The 18,587-nt window shown below is 72.2% G+C and carries 19 protein-coding genes and 1 riboswitch; of the genes, 14 read left to right on the forward strand and 5 right to left on the reverse strand.

Annotated elements, in window-relative coordinates; translation table 11 throughout:
• Positions 1-97: 97 nt before the first annotated feature.
• A complete protein-coding gene (locus tag PUW82_RS03965) occupies positions 98-676 on the reverse strand; it encodes an HhH-GPD-type base excision DNA repair protein (RefSeq protein ID WP_274221028.1) in 579 nt (192 codons plus the stop codon).
• Positions 677-716: 40 nt separating this feature from the next.
• Here PUW82_RS03965 and PUW82_RS03970 point away from each other — a divergent pair, with 40 nt between their 5' ends.
• From PUW82_RS03970 to PUW82_RS03995, 6 genes are all read left to right on the forward strand, one after another.
• The gene (locus PUW82_RS03970) at positions 717-2,129 is read left to right on the forward strand and encodes a protoporphyrinogen/coproporphyrinogen oxidase (protein WP_274221029.1); all 1,413 of its coding nucleotides are present in this window, start codon (positions 717-719) and stop codon (positions 2,127-2,129) included.
• 94 nt (positions 2,130-2,223) lie between these two features.
• The gene (locus PUW82_RS03975; protein WP_274221030.1) at positions 2,224-2,583 is read left to right on the forward strand and encodes a hypothetical protein; all 360 of its coding nucleotides are present in this window, start codon (positions 2,224-2,226) and stop codon (positions 2,581-2,583) included.
• A 1-nt stretch (position 2,584) separates the two neighbouring features.
• Complete coding sequence (locus tag PUW82_RS03980) at positions 2,585-2,995, forward strand: phage holin family protein (protein ID WP_274221031.1); 411 nt, start codon at positions 2,585-2,587, stop codon at positions 2,993-2,995.
• The gene (locus PUW82_RS03985) at positions 2,985-3,251 is read left to right on the forward strand and encodes a hypothetical protein (RefSeq protein ID WP_274221032.1); all 267 of its coding nucleotides are present in this window, start codon (positions 2,985-2,987) and stop codon (positions 3,249-3,251) included. Before PUW82_RS03980 ends, PUW82_RS03985 begins: the two co-directional genes overlap by 11 nt.
• 226 nt (positions 3,252-3,477) lie before the next feature.
• Entirely contained in the window at positions 3,478-4,275 is a 798-nt protein-coding gene (locus PUW82_RS03990) for a uroporphyrinogen-III synthase (RefSeq protein WP_274221033.1), read from the forward strand.
• 63 nt (positions 4,276-4,338) lie between these two features.
• Entirely contained in the window at positions 4,339-4,731 is a 393-nt protein-coding gene (locus PUW82_RS03995) for a hypothetical protein (protein WP_274221034.1), read from the forward strand.
• 10 nt (positions 4,732-4,741) lie between these two features.
• On the opposite strand, the gene PUW82_RS04000 is transcribed toward PUW82_RS03995, so the two are convergent.
• Positions 4,742-5,563, reverse strand: coding sequence for an ABC-2 transporter permease (locus PUW82_RS04000; RefSeq protein ID WP_274221035.1), 822 nt, complete (start codon positions 5,561-5,563; stop codon positions 4,742-4,744).
• Positions 5,560-6,513 carry an ATP-binding cassette domain-containing protein gene (locus PUW82_RS04005; protein ID WP_274221036.1) on the reverse strand — a complete coding sequence of 318 codons (954 nt, stop codon included), beginning with the start codon at positions 6,511-6,513 and terminating at the stop codon, positions 5,560-5,562. Before PUW82_RS04005 ends, PUW82_RS04000 begins: the two co-directional genes overlap by 4 nt.
• 130 nt (positions 6,514-6,643) lie before the next feature.
• Here PUW82_RS04005 and PUW82_RS04010 point away from each other — a divergent pair, with 130 nt between their 5' ends.
• Together PUW82_RS04010 and PUW82_RS04015 are read left to right on the forward strand one after the other, a co-directional pair.
• On the forward strand, positions 6,644-7,714 hold the full coding sequence (locus PUW82_RS04010; protein ID WP_274221037.1) for an enoyl-CoA hydratase/isomerase family protein: 1,071 nt from the start codon (positions 6,644-6,646) through the stop codon (positions 7,712-7,714).
• 99 nt (positions 7,715-7,813) lie between these two features.
• Complete coding sequence (locus PUW82_RS04015) at positions 7,814-8,737, forward strand: DnaJ domain-containing protein (RefSeq protein ID WP_274221038.1); 924 nt, start codon at positions 7,814-7,816, stop codon at positions 8,735-8,737.
• A gap of 15 nt (positions 8,738-8,752) precedes the next feature.
• Here the strand turns inward: PUW82_RS04015 and PUW82_RS04020 are convergent, their stop codons facing one another.
• Positions 8,753-10,159 carry a D-alanyl-D-alanine carboxypeptidase family protein gene (locus PUW82_RS04020; RefSeq protein ID WP_274221039.1) on the reverse strand — a complete coding sequence of 469 codons (1,407 nt, stop codon included), beginning with the start codon at positions 10,157-10,159 and terminating at the stop codon, positions 8,753-8,755.
• A gap of 36 nt (positions 10,160-10,195) precedes the next feature.
• Positions 10,196-10,305: riboswitch (TPP riboswitch) on the forward strand.
• On the opposite strand from PUW82_RS04020, the gene PUW82_RS04025 reads away from it, so the two are divergent.
• From PUW82_RS04025 to PUW82_RS04035, 3 genes are all read left to right on the forward strand, one after another.
• Positions 10,298-10,933: an ECF transporter S component gene (locus tag PUW82_RS04025; protein ID WP_274221040.1), complete on the forward strand. Its 636-nt coding sequence runs from the start codon at positions 10,298-10,300 to the stop codon at positions 10,931-10,933. Its footprint overlaps the riboswitch before it by 8 nt.
• A gap of 2 nt (positions 10,934-10,935) precedes the next feature.
• On the forward strand, positions 10,936-12,504 hold the full coding sequence (locus tag PUW82_RS04030; RefSeq protein WP_274221041.1) for an ABC transporter ATP-binding protein: 1,569 nt from the start codon (positions 10,936-10,938) through the stop codon (positions 12,502-12,504).
• A complete protein-coding gene (locus tag PUW82_RS04035; RefSeq protein ID WP_274221042.1) occupies positions 12,501-13,304 on the forward strand; it encodes an energy-coupling factor transporter transmembrane component T family protein in 804 nt (267 codons plus the stop codon). The genes PUW82_RS04030 and PUW82_RS04035 overlap by 4 nt, the downstream gene beginning before the upstream one ends.
• A 9-nt stretch (positions 13,305-13,313) precedes the next feature.
• Here the strand turns inward: PUW82_RS04035 and PUW82_RS04040 are convergent, their stop codons facing one another.
• Complete coding sequence (locus PUW82_RS04040; RefSeq protein ID WP_274221043.1) at positions 13,314-14,294, reverse strand: sugar-binding transcriptional regulator; 981 nt, start codon at positions 14,292-14,294, stop codon at positions 13,314-13,316.
• Between the two features lie 119 nt (positions 14,295-14,413).
• Here PUW82_RS04040 and PUW82_RS04045 point away from each other — a divergent pair, with 119 nt between their 5' ends.
• The 3 genes from PUW82_RS04045 to glpK all read left to right on the forward strand — a co-directional run bounded on the left by PUW82_RS04045 (position 14,414) and on the right by glpK (position 18,540).
• Positions 14,414-16,132, forward strand: coding sequence for a glycerol-3-phosphate dehydrogenase/oxidase (locus PUW82_RS04045; RefSeq protein WP_274221044.1), 1,719 nt, complete (start codon positions 14,414-14,416; stop codon positions 16,130-16,132).
• Positions 16,133-16,241: 109 nt separating this feature from the next.
• Positions 16,242-16,994: an MIP/aquaporin family protein gene (locus PUW82_RS04050; protein ID WP_274221045.1), complete on the forward strand. Its 753-nt coding sequence runs from the start codon at positions 16,242-16,244 to the stop codon at positions 16,992-16,994.
• 31 nt (positions 16,995-17,025) lie between these two features.
• Positions 17,026-18,540 (forward strand): glycerol kinase GlpK, encoded by a 1,515-nt coding sequence (gene glpK / locus PUW82_RS04055; RefSeq protein ID WP_274221046.1) that lies wholly within the window; start codon positions 17,026-17,028, stop codon positions 18,538-18,540.
• The last annotated feature ends 47 nt before the right edge of the window (positions 18,541-18,587 follow it).

The following is an 18,587-nucleotide window of genomic DNA, read 5'->3' on the forward strand; positions in this document are numbered from 1 at the left end:
GCATCCCGGTCCTTCGATCGGAGAATCACACGAACCTCGGAGCCATCCCGCGATGGACTCCGAGGTTCGTGCTTTTCTCCGACGTTCTCCGCGGGGCTCAGGACGACGAGGAACTCTTCGCCGCGGCCTTCGCGGCGCGTTTGTATTCGCGCACCTTCGTCAGCGACTCGGGCGAGACGATGTCGGCGACCGAACGGAACGAGCCCTCATCGCCGTAGGAGCCGGCGGCCTCGCGCCAGCCGGCGCCGGTGAAGCCGTACTGCTTGCCGAGCAGAGCGAGGAAGATCTTGGCCTTCTGCGCGCCGAACCCCGGCAACGCCATGAGGCGCTTCAGGACGGTCGGGCCGTCCGGGTCGCCCGAGGTCCAGATCGCGGCGGCGTCACCGCCCCACTCGTCGACGATCGTCTGGCAGAGGGTCTGCACGCGACCGGCCATCGAGCCCGGGAAGCGGTGCACCGCGGGCGTCTGCCGGAACACCTCGACGAACCCGTCGGGGTCGTACCCGGCGATGGTGGCCGCGTCGACCGAGCCCGCGCGCTCGCGGATCTTCAGCGGACCCGAGAACGCCGTCTCCATCGCGATCTGCTGGTCCAGCAGCATCCCGATCAGCAGCGCGAGCGGGTTCTCGGTCAGCAGCTGATCGGCGGCGGTGTCGTCGGTGATGTGCAGGCTCATGCTCTCCATGTTCTCATCGGCGACGCGGCAGGATGGGGGGATGAGCGATCTCGTGACGCACGCCCACGACACCCGCGTCGTCGTGGTCGGCGGCGGCATGGCCGGCATCGTCGCGGCGCTGGAATGCGCGCGGCTCGGTCTGCGCGTCACGCTGTTCGAGGCGGCGCCCCACCTGGGCGGCTCGCTCGACCGCGTGACACTGGGTGATGCGACGGTGGATGCCGCGGCCGACGGCATCCCCGCTTCCGCGTCGACCCTCGCGGGGCTCATCGACGAGGTCGGTCTGGCGGACGAGCTCGAGACCGCACGCGACGATGAGCTGTGGCTCGCCGCGGGACCGGACGGGGCGGCGCCGGCCCCGGCCGAGACGGTGCTCGGCATCCCCGCCAACCCGTGGGCCGAGGACGTCCGGCGGCACATCGAGACGCGCGGGGCGTGGCGGGCCTACGTCGACCGCCTGCGGCCGCCGTTGACCGTGGGGCGCCGACGGAGCCTCGGTGAGCTCGTGTCGTCGCGCATGGGGGAGCGGGTGCGCGACCGGCTCGTGGCGCCGTACATGCTCGCGGTGCACGGGGTGGCGCCCGAGCACATCGACATCGACGTCGCGGCCCCGTCGCTGAACCCGGCGCTCACCCGCACCGGCTCGCTCAGCGGTGCCGTCGCCCAGACCCGCCGCGCGGGCGCCCCGCAGCGTCGAGCGCCGCGGGGTGGGTTGTTCCGCCTCGTCGACGGCCTGGCCGGACGCTTGCACGACTATGACGTCGACGTCCGTGTCGGCACCGCCGTCGCCGCCATCGAGCGTGACGGTGCGCAGTGGCTCGTCCGCCCGGCCGGCACCGGGGGCGCGGGGGATGCCGTCGAGTCCGTCACGGCGGATGCGCTGATCATCGCTGTCGACGAAGACACCGCCCGTAGCCTGCTCGCAGCCCACGTCGAGCTGCCCCCGAACGTGCAGCCGCAGCCGGCTCCGCTCGATGTGGCGATGCTGCGCATCGCGGGTGTCGCGCTGCCCGACCGGGGCTCGCTCGTCATCGGCCCGGGGCCGGACCCGGTCGCGGTGCGGCCGATCTCGCGCACGTGGCCCGGGATCGGGAAGGCGCTCGCGGCGGACGAGCACATCCTGCGCGTGACGCTGCCGCACACCGCCGCGCCCGACGCCGAGGTCATCGAGGCGGCCCGCGCCGCGGCATCCGACCTGTGCGGCGTGCCGATCCCGGCCGAAGCCGTCCGTTCCGCCGCACGTGCGAGCTACCGCCGCGCCGCCCCGGGGTCGCTGCTCGGGCACGAGGCCGCGGTCGAGGCCATCCGGGCCCGGGCGCGAACCGTGCCGGGACTGGCGCTCGTCGGCGGCTGGCTCTCGGGGAACAGCCTGGAACGGGTCGCCGCCGATGCCGTCACCGAGGCGGATGCCGCCCGGCGCGCGGCCCTGTGGGGCGGAACGGATCCGGCATGATAGCCCCCCGCCGACCGTTTCGGGAGTGGATACCTCGCGCGGCATACGGCGATAGCCTGAGACCACCCAGCAACGTCGAACGTGAGGAGACCCCATGAAGGGCAAGATTGGCATCGCCGTCGGACTCGCCGCGGGTTACGTGCTCGGCGCGCGCGCCGGGCGTGAGCGCTACGAGCAGATCAAGGCGAAGGCCCAGGACGTCTGGGAACTCGAGCCGGTTCAGAAGCAGGTCGGAAAGGTCACCGAGCTCGGCAAGTCCGCCGCGCTGTCGGTGCCGAGCGTCGTCTGGGACAGCGCGAAGAAGGTGGCTCAGGCCGCCGGCAAGAAGGGCTCGGCGGGCGAGAAGCTCGACGCGGCCGTCGCCGAGGGTGAGAACGCCGCGAGCGACGTGCGCAAGGCCGCCGAGCGCGATGCGCGCAAGGTCGCCGACGCGAGCGCCGTGGCGGACAGCTGAGATGAGCACACCCCGCGGATTCCGCGATCGCGCCGACGACAGCCTGTTCACCCTCATCGGTGACGTCCCGGAGCTCGTCCGCAACCTCGTCGTCGCCGAGATCGACTCGGCGAAGACGTGGGCGAAGAAGACGGGGAAGGATGCCGGTCTCGGCGGTGTCTGGTTCATCGTCGCGCTGTTCTTCCTGTTCTGGACGATCCCGGCCATCGGGGCGTTCGCGATCATCGGTCTCTCGTCGTGGCTGCCCGCATGGGCCTCGTCGCTGATCGTGATCGGGATCCTGCTCGTGGTCGCCGTCGTGTTCGCGTTCCTCGGGCTGCTGCGCTTCAAGCGCCTGAGCTCGCGTCAGACCCCCGCGCAGGCGATCTCCACCGACGCCAAGATCGTGAAGGAAGTGGCCGATGAGTTCTGAGCTCCCCGACACCGCCGTGCCCCTGGGCATCACCGACCCGGTTCAGAAGGCCCGGGCCGAGCTGAAGGCGGCGCTGGCCGCTATCGAGCACAAGGCGAACCTGCCCAAGCGTGCGGTCATCGCGACCGACCGCGCCTCGCGTGAGGCCCGCGCCTACGCGCGTCGCAACCCCACCGGTGCCGCTGCCGCGGCCGTCGGCGTCGCGGTCACCGTGGGTGCCGTCGTGTGGGGCGTCGCCCGCCTCATCGCCCGCTGACCCCGCGGCATCCGCTCGGACTCCGGCCCTCGATCGTCACGACGAGACCGGATCGATACGCTGCCTCGAGCATGCCCCCGCAAGGGCGGGGGTATGCTCGGAAAACGAGGCAGCGGCAATGGAGCGGATGCTGCCGATGTTGCGTACCTGGATTGCACCATCCGGGTGCCCGAATCGCGCGTCGGCCGCTCTTCCGGGGGCGGCGGCGCCTCATGAGAGCCACGAAATGGACCCCGAGCCCCGAAACGCAGAGTCTCACAAGCCGCTGCGCGGCTGGCGGGTGCTCGTGCCTCGCGGCGGGCCCTGGGGCGACCAGGTCGCCGCTCTGCTGCGTACGCACGGGGCGACACCGGTCATCGCCCCGCTGGTGAACTTCGCGCCGACCACCGAGGTCACCGAGCTCGACGCCGCGCTGGCAGACCTCGCGGCGGGCGCGTTCGACTGGATCACCCTGACCAGCGCGACGACCGTCGACGTGCTCTACGCCTACCGGGCCGAGATCCCCGCGCACACCCGTGTCGCGGCCGTCGGTGAAACGACCGCCGCCGCGCTGACCGCCGTCGGCTATCGCGTCGACCTCGTACCCGACGAAGACGACTCCGCCGCGGGCCTCGCCGAGCAGATCATCGCGATCGAGTCGTCGCCCACCCGCGTGCTCGCGCTGCGGAGCGAGACCGCCAAGCCGGTCCTGACCCGCATGCTCGTCGAGGCCGGCCACGAGGTGCGCAGCGTCGTCGCGTACCGGACCGTCGGGGTCCCGGTCACCGAGCGGATCGCGGCGGATGTCGCGAGCGGCCGCATCAACGCCGTCCTGGTCACGAGCGGGTCGGTGGCCGAGCAGGTCAGCGAGCAGTTCCCCGACCTGCCGGCGGGCACGCTCATCGCCGCGATCGGTCCGCGCACGGCCCGCGACGCCCGCAAGCTCGGCCTGACCGTCGACGTCGTCGCCGCCGAGACGACGGTGACGTCGCTGCTCGAGGCGATCTCGCGGCAGCCTGCTCCGACCGGCGACCTTTCCGCCTGACCGTGCACCGATCGTTGTCGGTCTGTGAGCAAACCGGCAGGCGTCGCCTGGCAGACTGAGGTCATGGTGACCCTGCTGCTCGACTCCGCGCAGCTCGAAGTCGTCCTCTCGGCGACCGAACGGGCCGCGGCATTCCGCCAGAGGAATGTCCAGGTGGCGCGCGAGCACATCACGAAGGTCCAGCTCACCGACGACGCGTGGTCGTGGCTGCGCGGCGTTCCGCGTCCCGGTCTGCTCGTTCCCGGAGTCATCGCTTCGGGGTCGTTCGAGTCCGCCGGGGGCGTCGACTTCGTCCTCGTGCGCCGTCGGCGGCCATCGGTCGTCGTCGATCTCGACGGCGACGCCGAATTCCAGCGTCTCGTCCTCACCACCCGCCACGGACTGGCGCTCGTGCAGGCGCTGCGCCTCGACGTCGAAGACGAGCCCGCCGACGTGGCGGACCTCGTCGCCCCCTGATCCGGCGGCGTCAGACGACGTCGCGCCGCCACGACGCGGCGTAGCCGATCAGCGCGAAGACGAGCGCGTAGCCGGCCAGGACGAGGCCGCCGGCCCACCAGTCGAGCGGCTGGTCGGCGCCGCCGCCCATGATCGCGTAGATGCTGTCGCCCGCAAGGGCGTCGGATGCCGCACCGGGCAGGAAGCGCGCGACATCCGCCAGTCCGTCGACGAGGCCCGCTCCCAGGCGGGCGATCGGCTCGACGAACTGGGTGAAGGCGAGGATGCCGACCACGGCGGCGATCTGGTTGCGGATGAGCGTCCCCAGACCGATGCCGACGAGCACCCAGAGCACGAGCGCGAGGACCATGCGTGCCAGCAGCGCCCACGTCTCGGCACTGCCGAGCTGGGGGTCGATGCCGAAGACGGCGAGGACGCCGCCACCGGCGACGACGGTCGAGCCGACGGCGGCGACCGCGAAGACGAGGCCCATGACGATGCCGGCGACCATCTTCGCCGACAGGGCGACCCCGCGCCGGGGCGTGGCGAGGAAGGTCGGGGTGAGGGTCTTGTGCCGGTACTCGCCGGTCACGAGCAGCGTGCCGACGATGAGCGGGAAGACGTAGCCCATCGCGGTGGCGAGCCCGTAGATCAGTCGCGGGATCCGCTCGCCGAGGCCGGTCGGCAGCGTCGAGGCACCCCCGAGCGTGCCGGTCTCGCCCGCCGCGATGACCGCCGCCATCCCGCCGGCGGTGCTGCCGATGTAGAGCACGAGGACGATGACGAGGATCCACCAGACCGACGTCGAGAACTGCTTGGTGAGCTCTGACCGGGTCGCGTTCAGAAGGTTCATCGGGCGCCCTCCTCGTCGGCGGTGGGCAGGGCTCCGCCCGCGGCCGAGGGGTGCACGCGCGCCCCGTTGACCAGGTCGAGGAAGACCTCCTCGAAGGCCGGTCCCTTGCGCTGCAACGACGTCAGCGCGATGCCCGCGTCCGCCGCGATGCGGCCCACCGTCGGAGCGTCCGCGCCCCGGACGGCCAGGCCGGTGCGGCGCTCGTCGGTCTCGAAGCCGGCCGCCGTCAGCGCCGAGCGCAGCGCGGGGCGATCGTCGGCGTCGACGACGGTCGCGATCTCGTCCTGCGGCACGACGCTCTCGATGCCGCCCTGGTAGACCAGGCGCCCTCGCGTGATGATCATGAGGGCGTCGACCGATTGCTGGACCTCGGCCAGCAGGTGCGACGACACCAGCACCGTGCGTCCCTCGGCGGCGAGGTCGCGCAGGAACCGGCGGATCCACCGGATGCCCTCGGGGTCCAGGCCGTTCGTCGGCTCGTCGAGCACGAGCACGCCGGGGTCGCCGAGCAGCGCGTAGGCCAGCCCCAGGCGCTGCCGCATACCGAGCGAGAAGCCGCCGACGCGACGGCCCGCGACGTCGGCGAGACCGACGGTGCCGAGTGCGTCTTCGACGCGCGCCGTCGGGATGCCGGCCGCGCGGGCGTAGACGCGCAGGTGGGCCGCCGCCGACCGTCCGGGGTGGAAGCTCGACGCCTCGAGCACCGCGCCCACGGTCTGCAGCGGGTGCTTCAGCTCGCGATAGCGTCGACCGCCGATGGTCGCCGAGCCGGATGTCGCCGAGACCAGGCCCAACAGGATGCGCAGCGTCGTCGTCTTGCCGGCGCCGTTGGGGCCGAGAAACCCGGTCACCATGCCCGGCTCGACTCGGGCCGTCAGACCGTCGACCGCGGCGACGGGGCCGAAACGCTTCGTCACCTCGGAGAATTCCAGAACCTGTCCGCTCGACATCGCGCCCCCTTTCGCCGGATGGTATTGCGACCATCCTGCCCGAGGGGGCGCGCCGCACGCGAACTCCCGCCCGTCGGCTACCGGTTGCAGCAGCCCGCGGCGGGCGAGGGGCGCGGGTAGCGTGACGAGGGTGACCGACGCCGCTGCATCCGCTCCGCGCGTCCGAGTCCGCGTCGATCGCGCGCTCGGACACCTGACCCTCGACCGCCCGCGCGCGATCAACGCGCTCGACCTCGGGATGATCGAGGACCTGGCCGCGGCGCTCGACGCGTGGGAGCACGATCCCGGTGTCGACGCCGTGCTGCTCGACGGCGCCGGTGAGCGGGGCTTCTGCGCCGGCGGCGACGTGCGCGGGCTGCACGACCAGATCGCCGGCGGCGACATCGCGGCGGCGGCGCGCTTCTTCCGTGCCGAGTACGCGCTCAACGCGCGCATCAGCGCGTACCCCAAGCCGGTGATCGTCTTCGCCGACGGGGTGACGATGGGCGGCGGCATCGGTCTGACGGGGCACGCGGCGGTGCGGGTGGTCACGGAGCGCTCGCGGCTGGCCATGCCCGAGACGCGCATCGGCTTCACCCCCGATGTCGGCGGCAGCCTGCTGCTCGCTCGCGCTCCGGGACGCCTGGGGGAGTACCTCGCCCTCACCGGCGGCACGATGGATGCCGCTGACGCGATCTCCGCGGGCTTCGCCGATCATCTCGTGCCCGCCGACCGGCTCGGCGATCTGCACGAGGCCCTCGTCAGCCGCGCCGACCCGCAGACGGCGACGGAGCTGGTGCTCCTGTTCGACGAGACGGCGGGGCCGTCACCGCTCGAGGCGGACCGTCCCTGGATCGACGATGCCTTCGCCGCCGACACGGTGGACGGGATCGTCGAACGGCTGCGCCGGCGCCCCGAGTCGCGGGCCCGCGAGACGGCGGACGAGCTCGACGCGCTTCCGCCGACGGCGCTCGCCGTCACCCTCGCCTCGGTCCGCGCTGCGCGGCAGCATCCCGAGCTGCGATCGGTATTGGCGCGGGAGTACGGACTCGTGCTGTGGTTCGCGCGGACGCAGCCCGATCTCGTCGAGGGCATCCGCGCGCGCCTGGTCGACAAGGACAACGCGCCGCGGTGGTCGCCCGCCGCGCGATCGGACCTCGCCGACGACATCCTCGACCGCGCGTTCGGCTTCGAGCCGCAGCCGGCCCTGTGGAGTGACTGAGACGCGCGTCACCGCGGGGTCCGGCTGCGCGCAGCCGTAATAGTCTCGGGATGCTGTGCGCCCACGCCCGAACGGTGCGTGCGGGCGTGAGGAGGGTTCGTGTTCGACAGTCCGCTGTCCGCATCGGCGTACGAAGTGCTCGGGGTCGCGCACGACGTCGACGATGACGACCTGCGCCGCGCGTACCGGTTGCGCCTGCGTGAGACGCATCCCGACACCGGCGGCGACGCGGCCCGGTTCGTCCAGGTGCAGCGCGCGTGGGACCTCGTCGGCTCGCCCGAGGCCCGCGCCGTCTACGACCGCGGTCACGGCTTCACCGATGCGCCGTCGTTCTCGCCCGACGCTCCGGGCTGGCGTCCGCCGCAACGGGCCGCCGACACCCGGCCCCGCGCACGCTCGTTCGGCCAGCCGGGCGGATGGCGCCGCGAACGCTACCTCACTCTCATCCGGGAATGGGTGGGACGCGGGGCGCCGGTCGACGACCCCTACGACCCCGCGCTCGTGCGCACCGCGCCGCATGAGATCCGCCGGTTGCTCGCCGATGCGCTGGCCGAAGAGGCGACGGCGCGCATCGTGGCGGACCTGGGCATGGGCTACACCGTGTGGCACGACGTCGCGGCCGATCCGCGCGACCCCGAGGCGAAGCTCGACCACGTGGTGCTCGGGCCGTCGGGGTTGTACGCCCTGCTGTCGGAGGACTTCGGCAGCGCCGTACGGACGCGACGGGGCGAGATCATCGGCGAGGGGGTCGGCGCTCCCGTCGCCACCCTCGTGCAGCGGGCGCGCGCGCTGGGCCGCTCGGCGCGGGTGAAGTTCAGCGGCGCGATCGTCGTGCTGCCCGACGACGACGTGGCGCAGGCGATCGAGGAGCTCGGCCGCGTCCGGGGGCTCGTCGTCGCGGTCGTCGGACGCTCGGCACTGTCGACCGTGCTGCGGCGCGGGGTCGCGGGCGCGCGCGAGATCGGCGGAAACGAGCTCTTCGACGTCCGCACCCGCTTGCAGCAGACGGTGCGTTTCGTCTGACCCGCTCGGGGTCGGTCAGTCGGTGAGGCCCCACAGCTGAAGCGGGTGGCTGAGGCGCCACCACGCATCCGGGTCGGGGATGTCGGATGCCAGCTGCAGCGCCGTCGTCGCCGAACCGAGCGGCCCCGTCAGCACGAGCTCGCCGACGGCGTCCCCCGCGGCGCGGGCATCGCCGAGATCGATCTCGGGCGTGGCTTGGGCGGCCTGGGCGTTCCACAGGGCCACCCGCACGTCCGCGTCGGTGACGATGTCGGCCGAGGCGCCCCACACCGTCGTGACGGTGCCCGCCAGCGTGCCGGCGGCGAGACTCGGCGACGCGGCGACCTCGGCGAGGGTGCGATCGAGCATCGCGGCGGTGGCGGAGTGGCGGGTCTCGTCGTCGGGCTGCCCGAGCGCGGCCGCGTAGGCCCGGATCGTCGTGCCGTCGAACGTGGCTTCCTGCGCGGCGACGAGGTTGAACGAGCCGAAGAGGCTGCCGGTCTTGATCCCGACGACCGCGGGGTTCGCCAGCAGTGCATTGGTGTTCTCGACCAGGCCGGCGCCCGGCAGGTCGACCGAGCGCTGCCCGACGATCTCGGCGATCACGGGATTCGCCATCGCGGCGCGGCCGAGGGCGATGACGGATGCCGGATCGGCGATGTTGTCGGAATCGATCCCGCTCGGATCGACCACGGTGATGCCGCTGAGCCCGTGCTCGTCGAGCCAGGCGTTCGCCGCGCGGGCGTACACCTCGTCGTTGGGCCACAATTCGGACACGAGGCGGTCGGCGTAGTTGTTCGCCGAGCCGATCAGCACACCCTGCAGCAGCTGGTACTGCGTGAGGACGCCGTCGACGGGGACGTCGAGGGCGGATTGGTCGTCGGCGAGGTAGGCGCGGTACTCGCGTCGATCGGCGGTGGTGAACGTGAACTCGGGGCCCCGCTCGCCGGCGCCGAGGGGCTGCTGGTCGAGGACGACCAGGGCGGTCACCAGCTTCGTGATGCTCGCGATGGACGCCGCGTCGCCGCTGGACGCGGCGGTGGCGCCGAGTCCCTCCACCGCCGTCGCGCCGGCGCCGTCGGCGGGCCAGGCGGGCTGCGCGGCCGCGGCGGCGGGTGCCGCGACGAGGGCGGGGAGCACGGTGGGGGCGACGGCGTCGAGCGGCCACAGCAGCGTCGACGCCGCGTAGCCGCCGACGATGAGCGCCGGGATGCCCAGAGCCGGCACGGCCGCGCCGGCGCCCAGGCGCAAGCGGCGAGGACGGTCGGCCAACAGGTCGGCGTGAGCGATCGCGTACGGACCGGCCGAGGCCGCGAGGTCCTGGCGCGGGCTGCGGCCGGCGACGGCATCCTCATCCACCCAGGCCAGCGCGATGCGGCCCGGCTTGTCAGCGGCATCCCGTCGGGCGCGACGCGTCGTCGCGGACGCGTCGCCAGAACTCACCCGCCCAACGTACAACGCCGCCGCGACGTATACTTCATCGACAACCACGGGAGTCCGGTGAGCCGGGCTGAGAGGAAGCGATCCACGCTTCGACCGTCGAACCTGATCCGGATCATGCCGGCGCAGGGAGGAGAGAACATGCACACTGCTGCGTCCACGACCGAGACCGCAGACCGTCGCCCCGCCGCACCGGGGCGCTTCCGCTGGCGCGTCGTCGACATCGTCATCGCGAGCGTCATCGGCGTCGCCTGCGCGGCCGTCTTCCTGCTGTGGAACGTCGGCTACGAGGGCCCGTCCGCGCTGCTCTCGCCGCTGCTGCCGGGCGTGCAGGGACTGCTCGCCGGCCCGTGGCTCATCGCGGGCGTGCTCGGCGCGCTCATCATCCGCAAGCCCGGCGCGGCGATCTACACCGAGCTGCTGGCCGCCGTCATCTCGGCGCTCGTCGGAAACCAGTGGGGTCCGCTGACGATCGTGTCGGGCATCGTCCAGGGTCTCGGCGCCGAGCTGATCTTCCTGCTCTTCCTCTACGGTGCGTGGCGGCTGCCGGTCGCGATGCTCGCCGGCGCCGGCGCCGGATTGGCCTGCGGCATCAACGACCGCGTGCTGTGGTACCCGGGCGCCGACACGCTCTTCACCTCGGTCTACATCGCCTCGACGACGATCTCGGGGGCGGTCATCGCGGGTCTCGGTGCGTGGCTCATCACGCGGGCCCTCGCTCGGACGGGTGCCCTCAGCCGCTTCGCCGCCGGGCGAGAAGCAGCGACGCGCGTCTGACGGTGGCGGCGACCGGATCGCCGCGGCCCGCGACGATCGAGGCGCGCGGGTGGGGCTGGCGCTACGCCACCCGACGCGCGTGGGCGCTGCGCGACACCTCGTTCCGCATCGAGGCGGGCGAGCGGGTGCTGCTGCTCGGGGCGTCGGGCTCGGGCAAGTCGACCCTGCTGCAGGGCATGGCGGGCGTGCTCGGGGGTGCGGACGAGGGCGAGCAGCACGGGCAGCTCCTCGTCGACGGCGACGCCGCTACCGCGACGCGCGGCCGAACAGGCCTGGTGCTGCAGGACCCCGACAGTCAGACCATCCTGGCGCGCGTCGGTGACGACATCGCCTTCGGCTGCGAGAACCTCGGCGTTCCCCGACCCGAGATCTGGGCGCGTGTGCGCGAGGCGCGCGACGCGGTCGGGCTCGACGTGCCGCTCGACCGCTCGACCTCGGCCCTCTCGGGCGGGCAGAAGCAGCGCCTGGCCCTCGCGGGCGTCGTGGCGATGCGGCCCGGCGCCGTGCTGCTCGACGAGCCGACGGCGAACCTCGACCCCGCGGGAGTCGTGGATGTCCGGGATGCCGTCGCCCGCGCGCTCGACGCGACGGGGGCGACGCTCGTCGTGATCGAGCACCGCATCGAGGCCTGGCTGCCGCTGGTGACCCGGGTGATCGTGGTGGGCGCGGGCGGCGTCGTCGCCGACGGCGATCCGCGCACGGTCCTGGAGCAGCGCGGGCCGGAGCTCGCCGCGGCGGGCGTGTGGGTACCCGGCATCCGACCGCCGTTCCCGCCGCTGCCGCCCGCCGTCGGCGATACCGCGACCCGCCGTGACGCCCTGGTGTCGGGGGAACGGCTCGTGGTGGGCCGGGTGGCCGGCGCGCCGGTGGCGGGTCCGCTCGATGTCGAGGTGCGTCGCGGCGAGGTGCTCGGCATCGTCGGCGCGAACGGCGCCGGCAAGTCGACCCTCGGACTCACGCTGGCCGGGCTCATCCCCGCGCTCGGCGGAGCGGTGCGCGCTGCGCCCGCGCTCGCGGAGGGGGCGGCGCTCACGCCGCGGGCGCGGCGACGCGCCCGGCGCGGGGCGAACGCGGCGGCTTCTCCGGACGATCCCGCCACCTGGACCTCGACGGCGCTGCTGACGCGCATCGGCACTGTGCTGCAAGAGCCCGAGCATCAGATCCTGCGGCCGACCGTGCGCGAGGAGCTCGAAGTGGGACCGCGCGCGCTCGGCCTCGCCGAGGCGGAGATCGCCAGCCGCGTCGACGAGCTGCTCGAGCGGCTGCGCCTCGCGGCGCTGGCACCGGCGAACCCCTACACGCTCTCGGGCGGTGAGAAGCGTCGGCTGACAGTGGCCGCCACCCTGGCCGCCCGACCGCGCGTGGTCGTGCTCGACGAACCCACTTACGGGCAGGACGCCCGCACCTGGAGCGAACTCGTCGCGATCATCGCGGCGCTGCGCGACGGCATCGATGACCGCGGTCCCCTGGGGGTGGCCGCCATCACGCACGATGGGGCCGTGCTCGAGGCGCTCGCGGCGCGGCGCTTCGAGCTGCGGACGCCCGCCCCGCCGACGGAGACGTGGAAATGAGCGCGGGTGCGACCGCCGACGCGACGCTGGTCGAGCACCGCCGGGGCGTGGCCGGCCTCAACGCCGTCGCGAAGCTCGTCGCGGCGCTGCTGATCGCGCTGCCTCTCGTCGTCACGATCGACCCGGTCTCGGCGGGGGTGGCCCTCGTGCTCGAGCTGCCGCTGCTGCTGGCCGCGGGACTCGGGTGGCGCCGGTTCTGGGTGCGCACATCTCCGCTGTGGCTCGCGGCGCCGGCGGCCGCGGTGACGATCGCGCTGTACGGGCAACGCAGCGGCGACGAGGTGTTCTCGTGGCTGTTCGTGCACGTGAGCGAGGGCTCGCTCCTGCTCGGGCTGGCGACCCTGCTGCGTGTTCTCGCGATCGGGCTGCCCGCCGTCGTGCTGTTCGTCACGGTCGACCCGACCGACCTCGCGGACGGTCTCGCCCAGATTGTGCGCCTGCCGGCGCGCTTCGTCATCGGCGGGCTGGCGGGGATGCGGATGCTGGGGCTGCTGGCCGACGACTGGCGCGCGCTGTCGTTGGCGCGGCGGGCGCGGGGCGTGGCCGACGCGGGACGGATCCGCCGGGCCGCGGGCATGGCGTTCGCCCTATTCGTGCTCGCGATCCGCCGCGGATCGGCGCTCGCCACGGCGATGGAGGCGCGGGCCTTCGGAGCGTCGACCGCACGCACGTGGGCGCGGGCGTCCCGCCTGACCCGCGCCGACCTGCTGCTCATGGCGGCGGGGCTGGCCATCTCGCTCACGGCGCTGGCCGTCGCGGTCGCGGTCGGCGCGTTCCACCCGATCTTCGGCCCGGCCTAGACCGGGCCGTCAGAGCGAGCCGACGGTGGTCTCGGCCACCCGTCTCGCGAGCGACTCCTCGACGACGAGCTCGGTGATCAGGCCCGCTGCGAGCGCGCCGCGGAGCGCATCGAGCTTCGACAGGCTCGAGACGGCGCAGAGGCGGCGGGGGATGCGCCGGATGGACTCGAGCGACGGACCGCTCGAGCGGGCGTTCAGCTCGATCCCCGTCGCGGATCCGTCGAGGCGGTAGAACACGGTCGCGCAATCGCCGACGACGCCGTCGCGCAGCAGCCCGCGGAGGTCGTCACCGGTGAGGTACCCGCCGGCGTAGACGTGCGAGGGGACGTCCGCCTGCGGCGAGCCGAGACCGAACACGAACACCTGTACGCGCGACTGCGCGTCGAGCACGCGACGGATCGACCGCTCCCGCCACAGCAGTTGCTTGGTGAGCGGGTCGTCGAAGAGGGCGGGAACCGGGAACTGCTGCACGTCCGTGCCGAAGGCCTGGCCGAACCGTTCGAGGATCGCCCCCGAGTAGGAGATGCCCGAGGTCGACTCGTTGGCGGCCCCGTTCATCTGCACGATCTGCGAGTCGTGCAGGCGCTTGGTCGGCAGATGCCGGGCGATCGCCGACACCGTCGCGCCCCATGCGATGCCGATGCTGGCGTCGGGGTCCAGGGTCGAGGCGAGCACGTGCGCGGCGGTGCGCGCTGTCCGCTCCAGACGCTCGGCATCGGTCGAGCGCGGCGGCGTGCTCACGACGTGCACCGAGATGCCGAAGCGCTCCGACAAGCGCCGGGCGACGACCGAGTTGGCCTCCTGCGGCGAATGCACCGTGATTTCGACGAGCCCGATGTCGCGCGCGTGCGAGAGCAGTCGCGACACCGACGAGCGCGAGAGCGTCATCTCGGCCGCGATCTGATCCATCGTCTGGTCCTGCACGTAGTACAGCTGCGCGGCGTGCAGGGCGTCGCGGGTACGGGCATCGGCCTCGGCGTCGGCGCTCATCCGTCTCCGTCCTGCACGATCGTGCACCAGGCCGCGGGTTCCGCACGTTTGTTCACAACGGTTGCGCATCCGTGCGGCGGCATCCCAGTGTAGAAGAGACCGCTGGGAAGAGGGACACGATGACCGAGTCGACGACGACCACCCGACCGAACATCCAGGCGCTGCGCGATCGCCCGCACGCGGAGGTGCTGATCATCGGCGGCGGGATCAACGGCATCGCGACGTACCGCGATCTGGCGCTGCAGGGGGTCGACGTGGCCCTCGTCGAGCGCGGCGACTACGTCAGTGGAGCCTCGTCGGCGTCGAGCCACATGATCCACGGAGGCGTGCGCTACCTCGAGAACGGCGAGTTCCGCCTCGTCAAGGAATCGGTGACCGAGCGCAATCGCCTCGTGCGCAACGCTCCGCACTTCGTCAAGCCGCTGCCGACGACCATCCCGATCCACCGGACGTTCTCGGGGATCCTCGCGGCTCCCTTCCGGCTGCTCGTCACGCACGGCCGCGGCAAGCCCCGCGAGCGCGGCGCGCTGCTGATCAAGCTCGGCCTCATCATGTACGACACCTTCTCGCGCGACGGCGGCGCCGTGCCGCGTCACAGCTTCCGCGGGCGTCGGGCGTCGCGTCAGGAGTTCCCCGAGCTGGACGAGCGCTTCCGCTACACCGCCACCTACTTCGACGCCTCGATGCACGACCCCGAGCGCATCGCGCTCGACGTGCTGCGCGACGGCGGCCGCGAGGAGTCCGCGCGCGCGGCGAACTACGCCCCGGTCGTGGGCGCGGACGGCTCCGCGGTCATCATCCGCGACGACGTCACCGGCGAGGAGTTCCCCTTCACCGCCGACGTCGTGATCAACACCAGCGGGCCCTGGACCGACGTCACCAACACCGCCCTCGGCGCACCCTCCCGCTTCATGGGCGGCACGAAGGGCTCGCACATCGTCCTTGACAACCCGGCGTTGCTCGCGGCGACCCGGGGCAACGAGATCTTCTTCGAGGCGGCCGACGGCCGGATCGTGCTGATCTACCCGCTCAAGGGCCGCGTCATGGTCGGCACCACCGACATCGACGCCGACCCCGCGCAGGCGACGGTCTGCACCGATGACGAGATCGACTACTTCTTCGATCTGATCGCGCAGGTCTTCCCCGACCTGTCGGTCGATCGCTCGCAGATCGTCTACACCTTCTCGGGCATCCGCCCGCTGCCGCGTCACGACGACCTTGCCCCCGGCTTCGTGTCGCGCGACTACCGCATCGAGCGGGGAGACCTCGGCGGCGTTCCGGTGCTCAGCCTCGTCGGCGGCAAGTGGACGACCTTCCGGGCGCTCGCCGAACACCTGTCGACCGACGTGCTGAACCTGCTCAAGCGGCCGCGCCGGGTCGACACGACCGACCTCGCGATCGGAGGCGGCGCGGGGTACCCGCGCAGCGACGCCGAACGGTCCGCGTGGCTCGACGCCCACCGGGGCGCCCACTCGCGCGCGGTCGCCGACCAGATGCTGGAGCGCTACGGCACGTACGCCGCCGAGGTGCTCGCCGCACTTCCGGTGGCGCAGCAGTCGCTCCCGCACGCTCCCGGCTACTCCGTCGAGGAGATCGCGTTCCTCGCCGAGCGCGAGGAGGTCGTGTCGCTGCTCGACCTGCTGTTGCGACGGACCCACATCGCCTTCGTCGGCGGCGTGACGACCGAGACCCTCACCGAGGTCGCCGAGGCCGCCGCGCCCGTGCTCGGGTGGGATCGCGACGCCGTCGAGACCCAGGTCCACGATGCGGCGACCACGCTCCTGACCCGGCACCGCATCGACGTCGCCACGTCGTCGCTCGCTCCCACGGGAGCGTGACGGCGGCCGACCACAGCCCCGGCGCGGCCTGACGCCGGCATCCGTTCAGGCCACTTCTCATCGCGACGCGTCGTCGCGCGCGTGATCCTGCAGAAAGGTCAGTGTTGACATGCAAGACATCAACCTCGGGCTCTACTTCGTGTCAGAGCTCGTCGGGACGGCGTTGCTGCTGCTGCTCGGCGGCGGCGTGGTGGCGAACGTCATCCTCGCGAAGTCGAAGGGCTTCGGCGGCGGCACCCTGATGATCAACTGGGGGTGGGGCCTCGCGGTGTTCGCGGGTGTGCTGGTCTCGTCGTACTCGGGGGCGCAGCTGAACCCCGCCGTCTCGATCGGCCTGCTCGTGGCCGCCAAGATCGGCTTCGCGCAGTTCCTCGTCGCGATCGCCGCCCAGTTCGTGGGTGCCTTCATCGGCGCGGTGCTGTGCTGGCTGGTGTACCGCGACCACTTCGACGCGGAGCCCGACCCGGGCGCGAAGCTGGGCGTGTTCGCGACCGGTCCCGCGATCCGTTCGTACGGCTCGAACCTCGTGACCGAGGTCATCGCGACGTTCGTGCTGGTGTTCGTCATCTTCGCCTTCGCCGACTACGGCGACATCGAGATCGGCACGCCGGGTGCCCTCGGCCCGCTCACCGCCGTGCCCGTGGCACTGCTCGTGGTCGGCATCGGCGCCTCGCTGGGCGGGCCCACGGGATACGCGATCAACCCGGCCCGCGACCTCGGTCCGCGCATCGCGCACGCGGTGCTGCCCATCAAGGGCAAGGGCTCGAGCGACTGGTCGTACGCCTGGGTCCCCGTCGTCGGACCCTTCATCGGCGGTACGCTCGCGGCACTCGCTGCTCCCGTCCTGCTCAACCTCGCCTGAACCGAACCCCGAACAGACAAGGACGTCACTCATGACCGACTACATCATCGCCCTCGACCAGGGCACGACCTCCAGCCGCGCGATCATCTTCGACAAGAAGGGCTCGATCATCTCGGTCGGCCAGAAGGAGCACGAGCAGATCATGCCGCGCGCCGGCTGGGTCGAGCACGACCCGATCGAGATCCGCGACAACATGCGCGAGGTCATCGGTATCGCGCTCGGTCGCGCCAACCTGACGCGTCACGACATCGCCGCGATCGGTATCACGAACCAGCGCGAGACCGCCGTCGTGTGGGACAAGAACACCGGCATCCCGATCTACAACGCCATCGTGTGGCAGGACACCCGCACCCAGTCGATCGTCGACCGGCTCGCGGGCGACGCCGGCGTCGAGCGGTACAAGGACATCGTCGGGCTGCCGCTGGCGACCTACTTCTCGGGCACGAAGATCGTCTGGATCCTCGAGAACGTCGAGGGCGCGCGCGAGAAGGCGGAGGCCGGCGACCTCATCTTCGGCACGACCGACACCTGGGTGCTGTGGAACCTCACCGGCGGGCCCTCGGGTGGCGTCCACGCGACCGACGTCACGAACGCCTCGCGGACGCTCTTCATGGACCTCCACACGCTCGAGTGGCGCGACGACATCCTGGCCGACTTCGGTGTGCCGCGCTCGATGATGCCCGAGATCCGCTCTTCCAGCGAGGTCTACGGCGAGGCCCGCGACACCTCGCTGCTGCGCGAGACCCCGATCGCCGGCATCCTCGGTGACCAGCAGGCCGCCACGTTCGGCCAGGCGGCGTTCGACGCCGGCGAGAGCAAGAACACCTACGGCACCGGCAACTTCCTGATCTTCCAGACCGGCACCGAGATCGTGAAGTCCGAGAACGGGCTGCTCACGACCGTCGGCTACAAGCTCGGCGACGGGCCGACCCACTACGCCCTCGAAGGGTCGATCGCCGTCACGGGATCGCTCATCCAGTGGCTGCGCGACCAGCTCGGCATCATCAGCACCGCCCCCGAGGTCGAGCAGCTGGCACTGTCGGTCGAGGACAACGGCGGCGTGTACTTCGTGCCGGCGTTCTCGGGCCTGTACGCGCCGTACTGGCGTCCCGACGCGCGCGGCGCGATCGTCGGTCTCACGCGCTACGCCAACCGTGGCCACCTCTCCCGGGCTGCGCTCGAGGCGACGGCGTTCCAGACCCGCGAGGTGCTGGATGCCGTCAACGCCGACTCGGGCGTGGACCTGGCGGAGCTGAAGGTCGACGGCGGCATGATCGCCAACGACACGCTCATGCAGTTCCAGGCCGACATCCTGGGCGTCCCCGTCGTTCGCCCGGTCGTCGCCGAGACGACCGCGTTGGGTGCCGCCTACGCCGCCGGCCTCGCCGTCGGGTTCTGGAGCGACCTCGACGAGCTCCGGGCCAACTGGCAGGAGGACAAGCGCTGGACGCCGAACGACGACGTCGAGGAGCGCGAGCGCCAGCTGCGGCTGTGGAAGAAGGCCGTGACGAAGTCGATGGACTGGGTCGACGAGGACGTCCGCTGACACCAGGCGCCTGACACCCGGCGCCTGACACCCGGCCCCTGAGTCCT

This window comes from Microbacterium thalli (assembly GCF_028737325.1).
GTDB lineage: Bacteria > Actinomycetota > Actinomycetes > Actinomycetales > Microbacteriaceae > Microbacterium > Microbacterium thalli.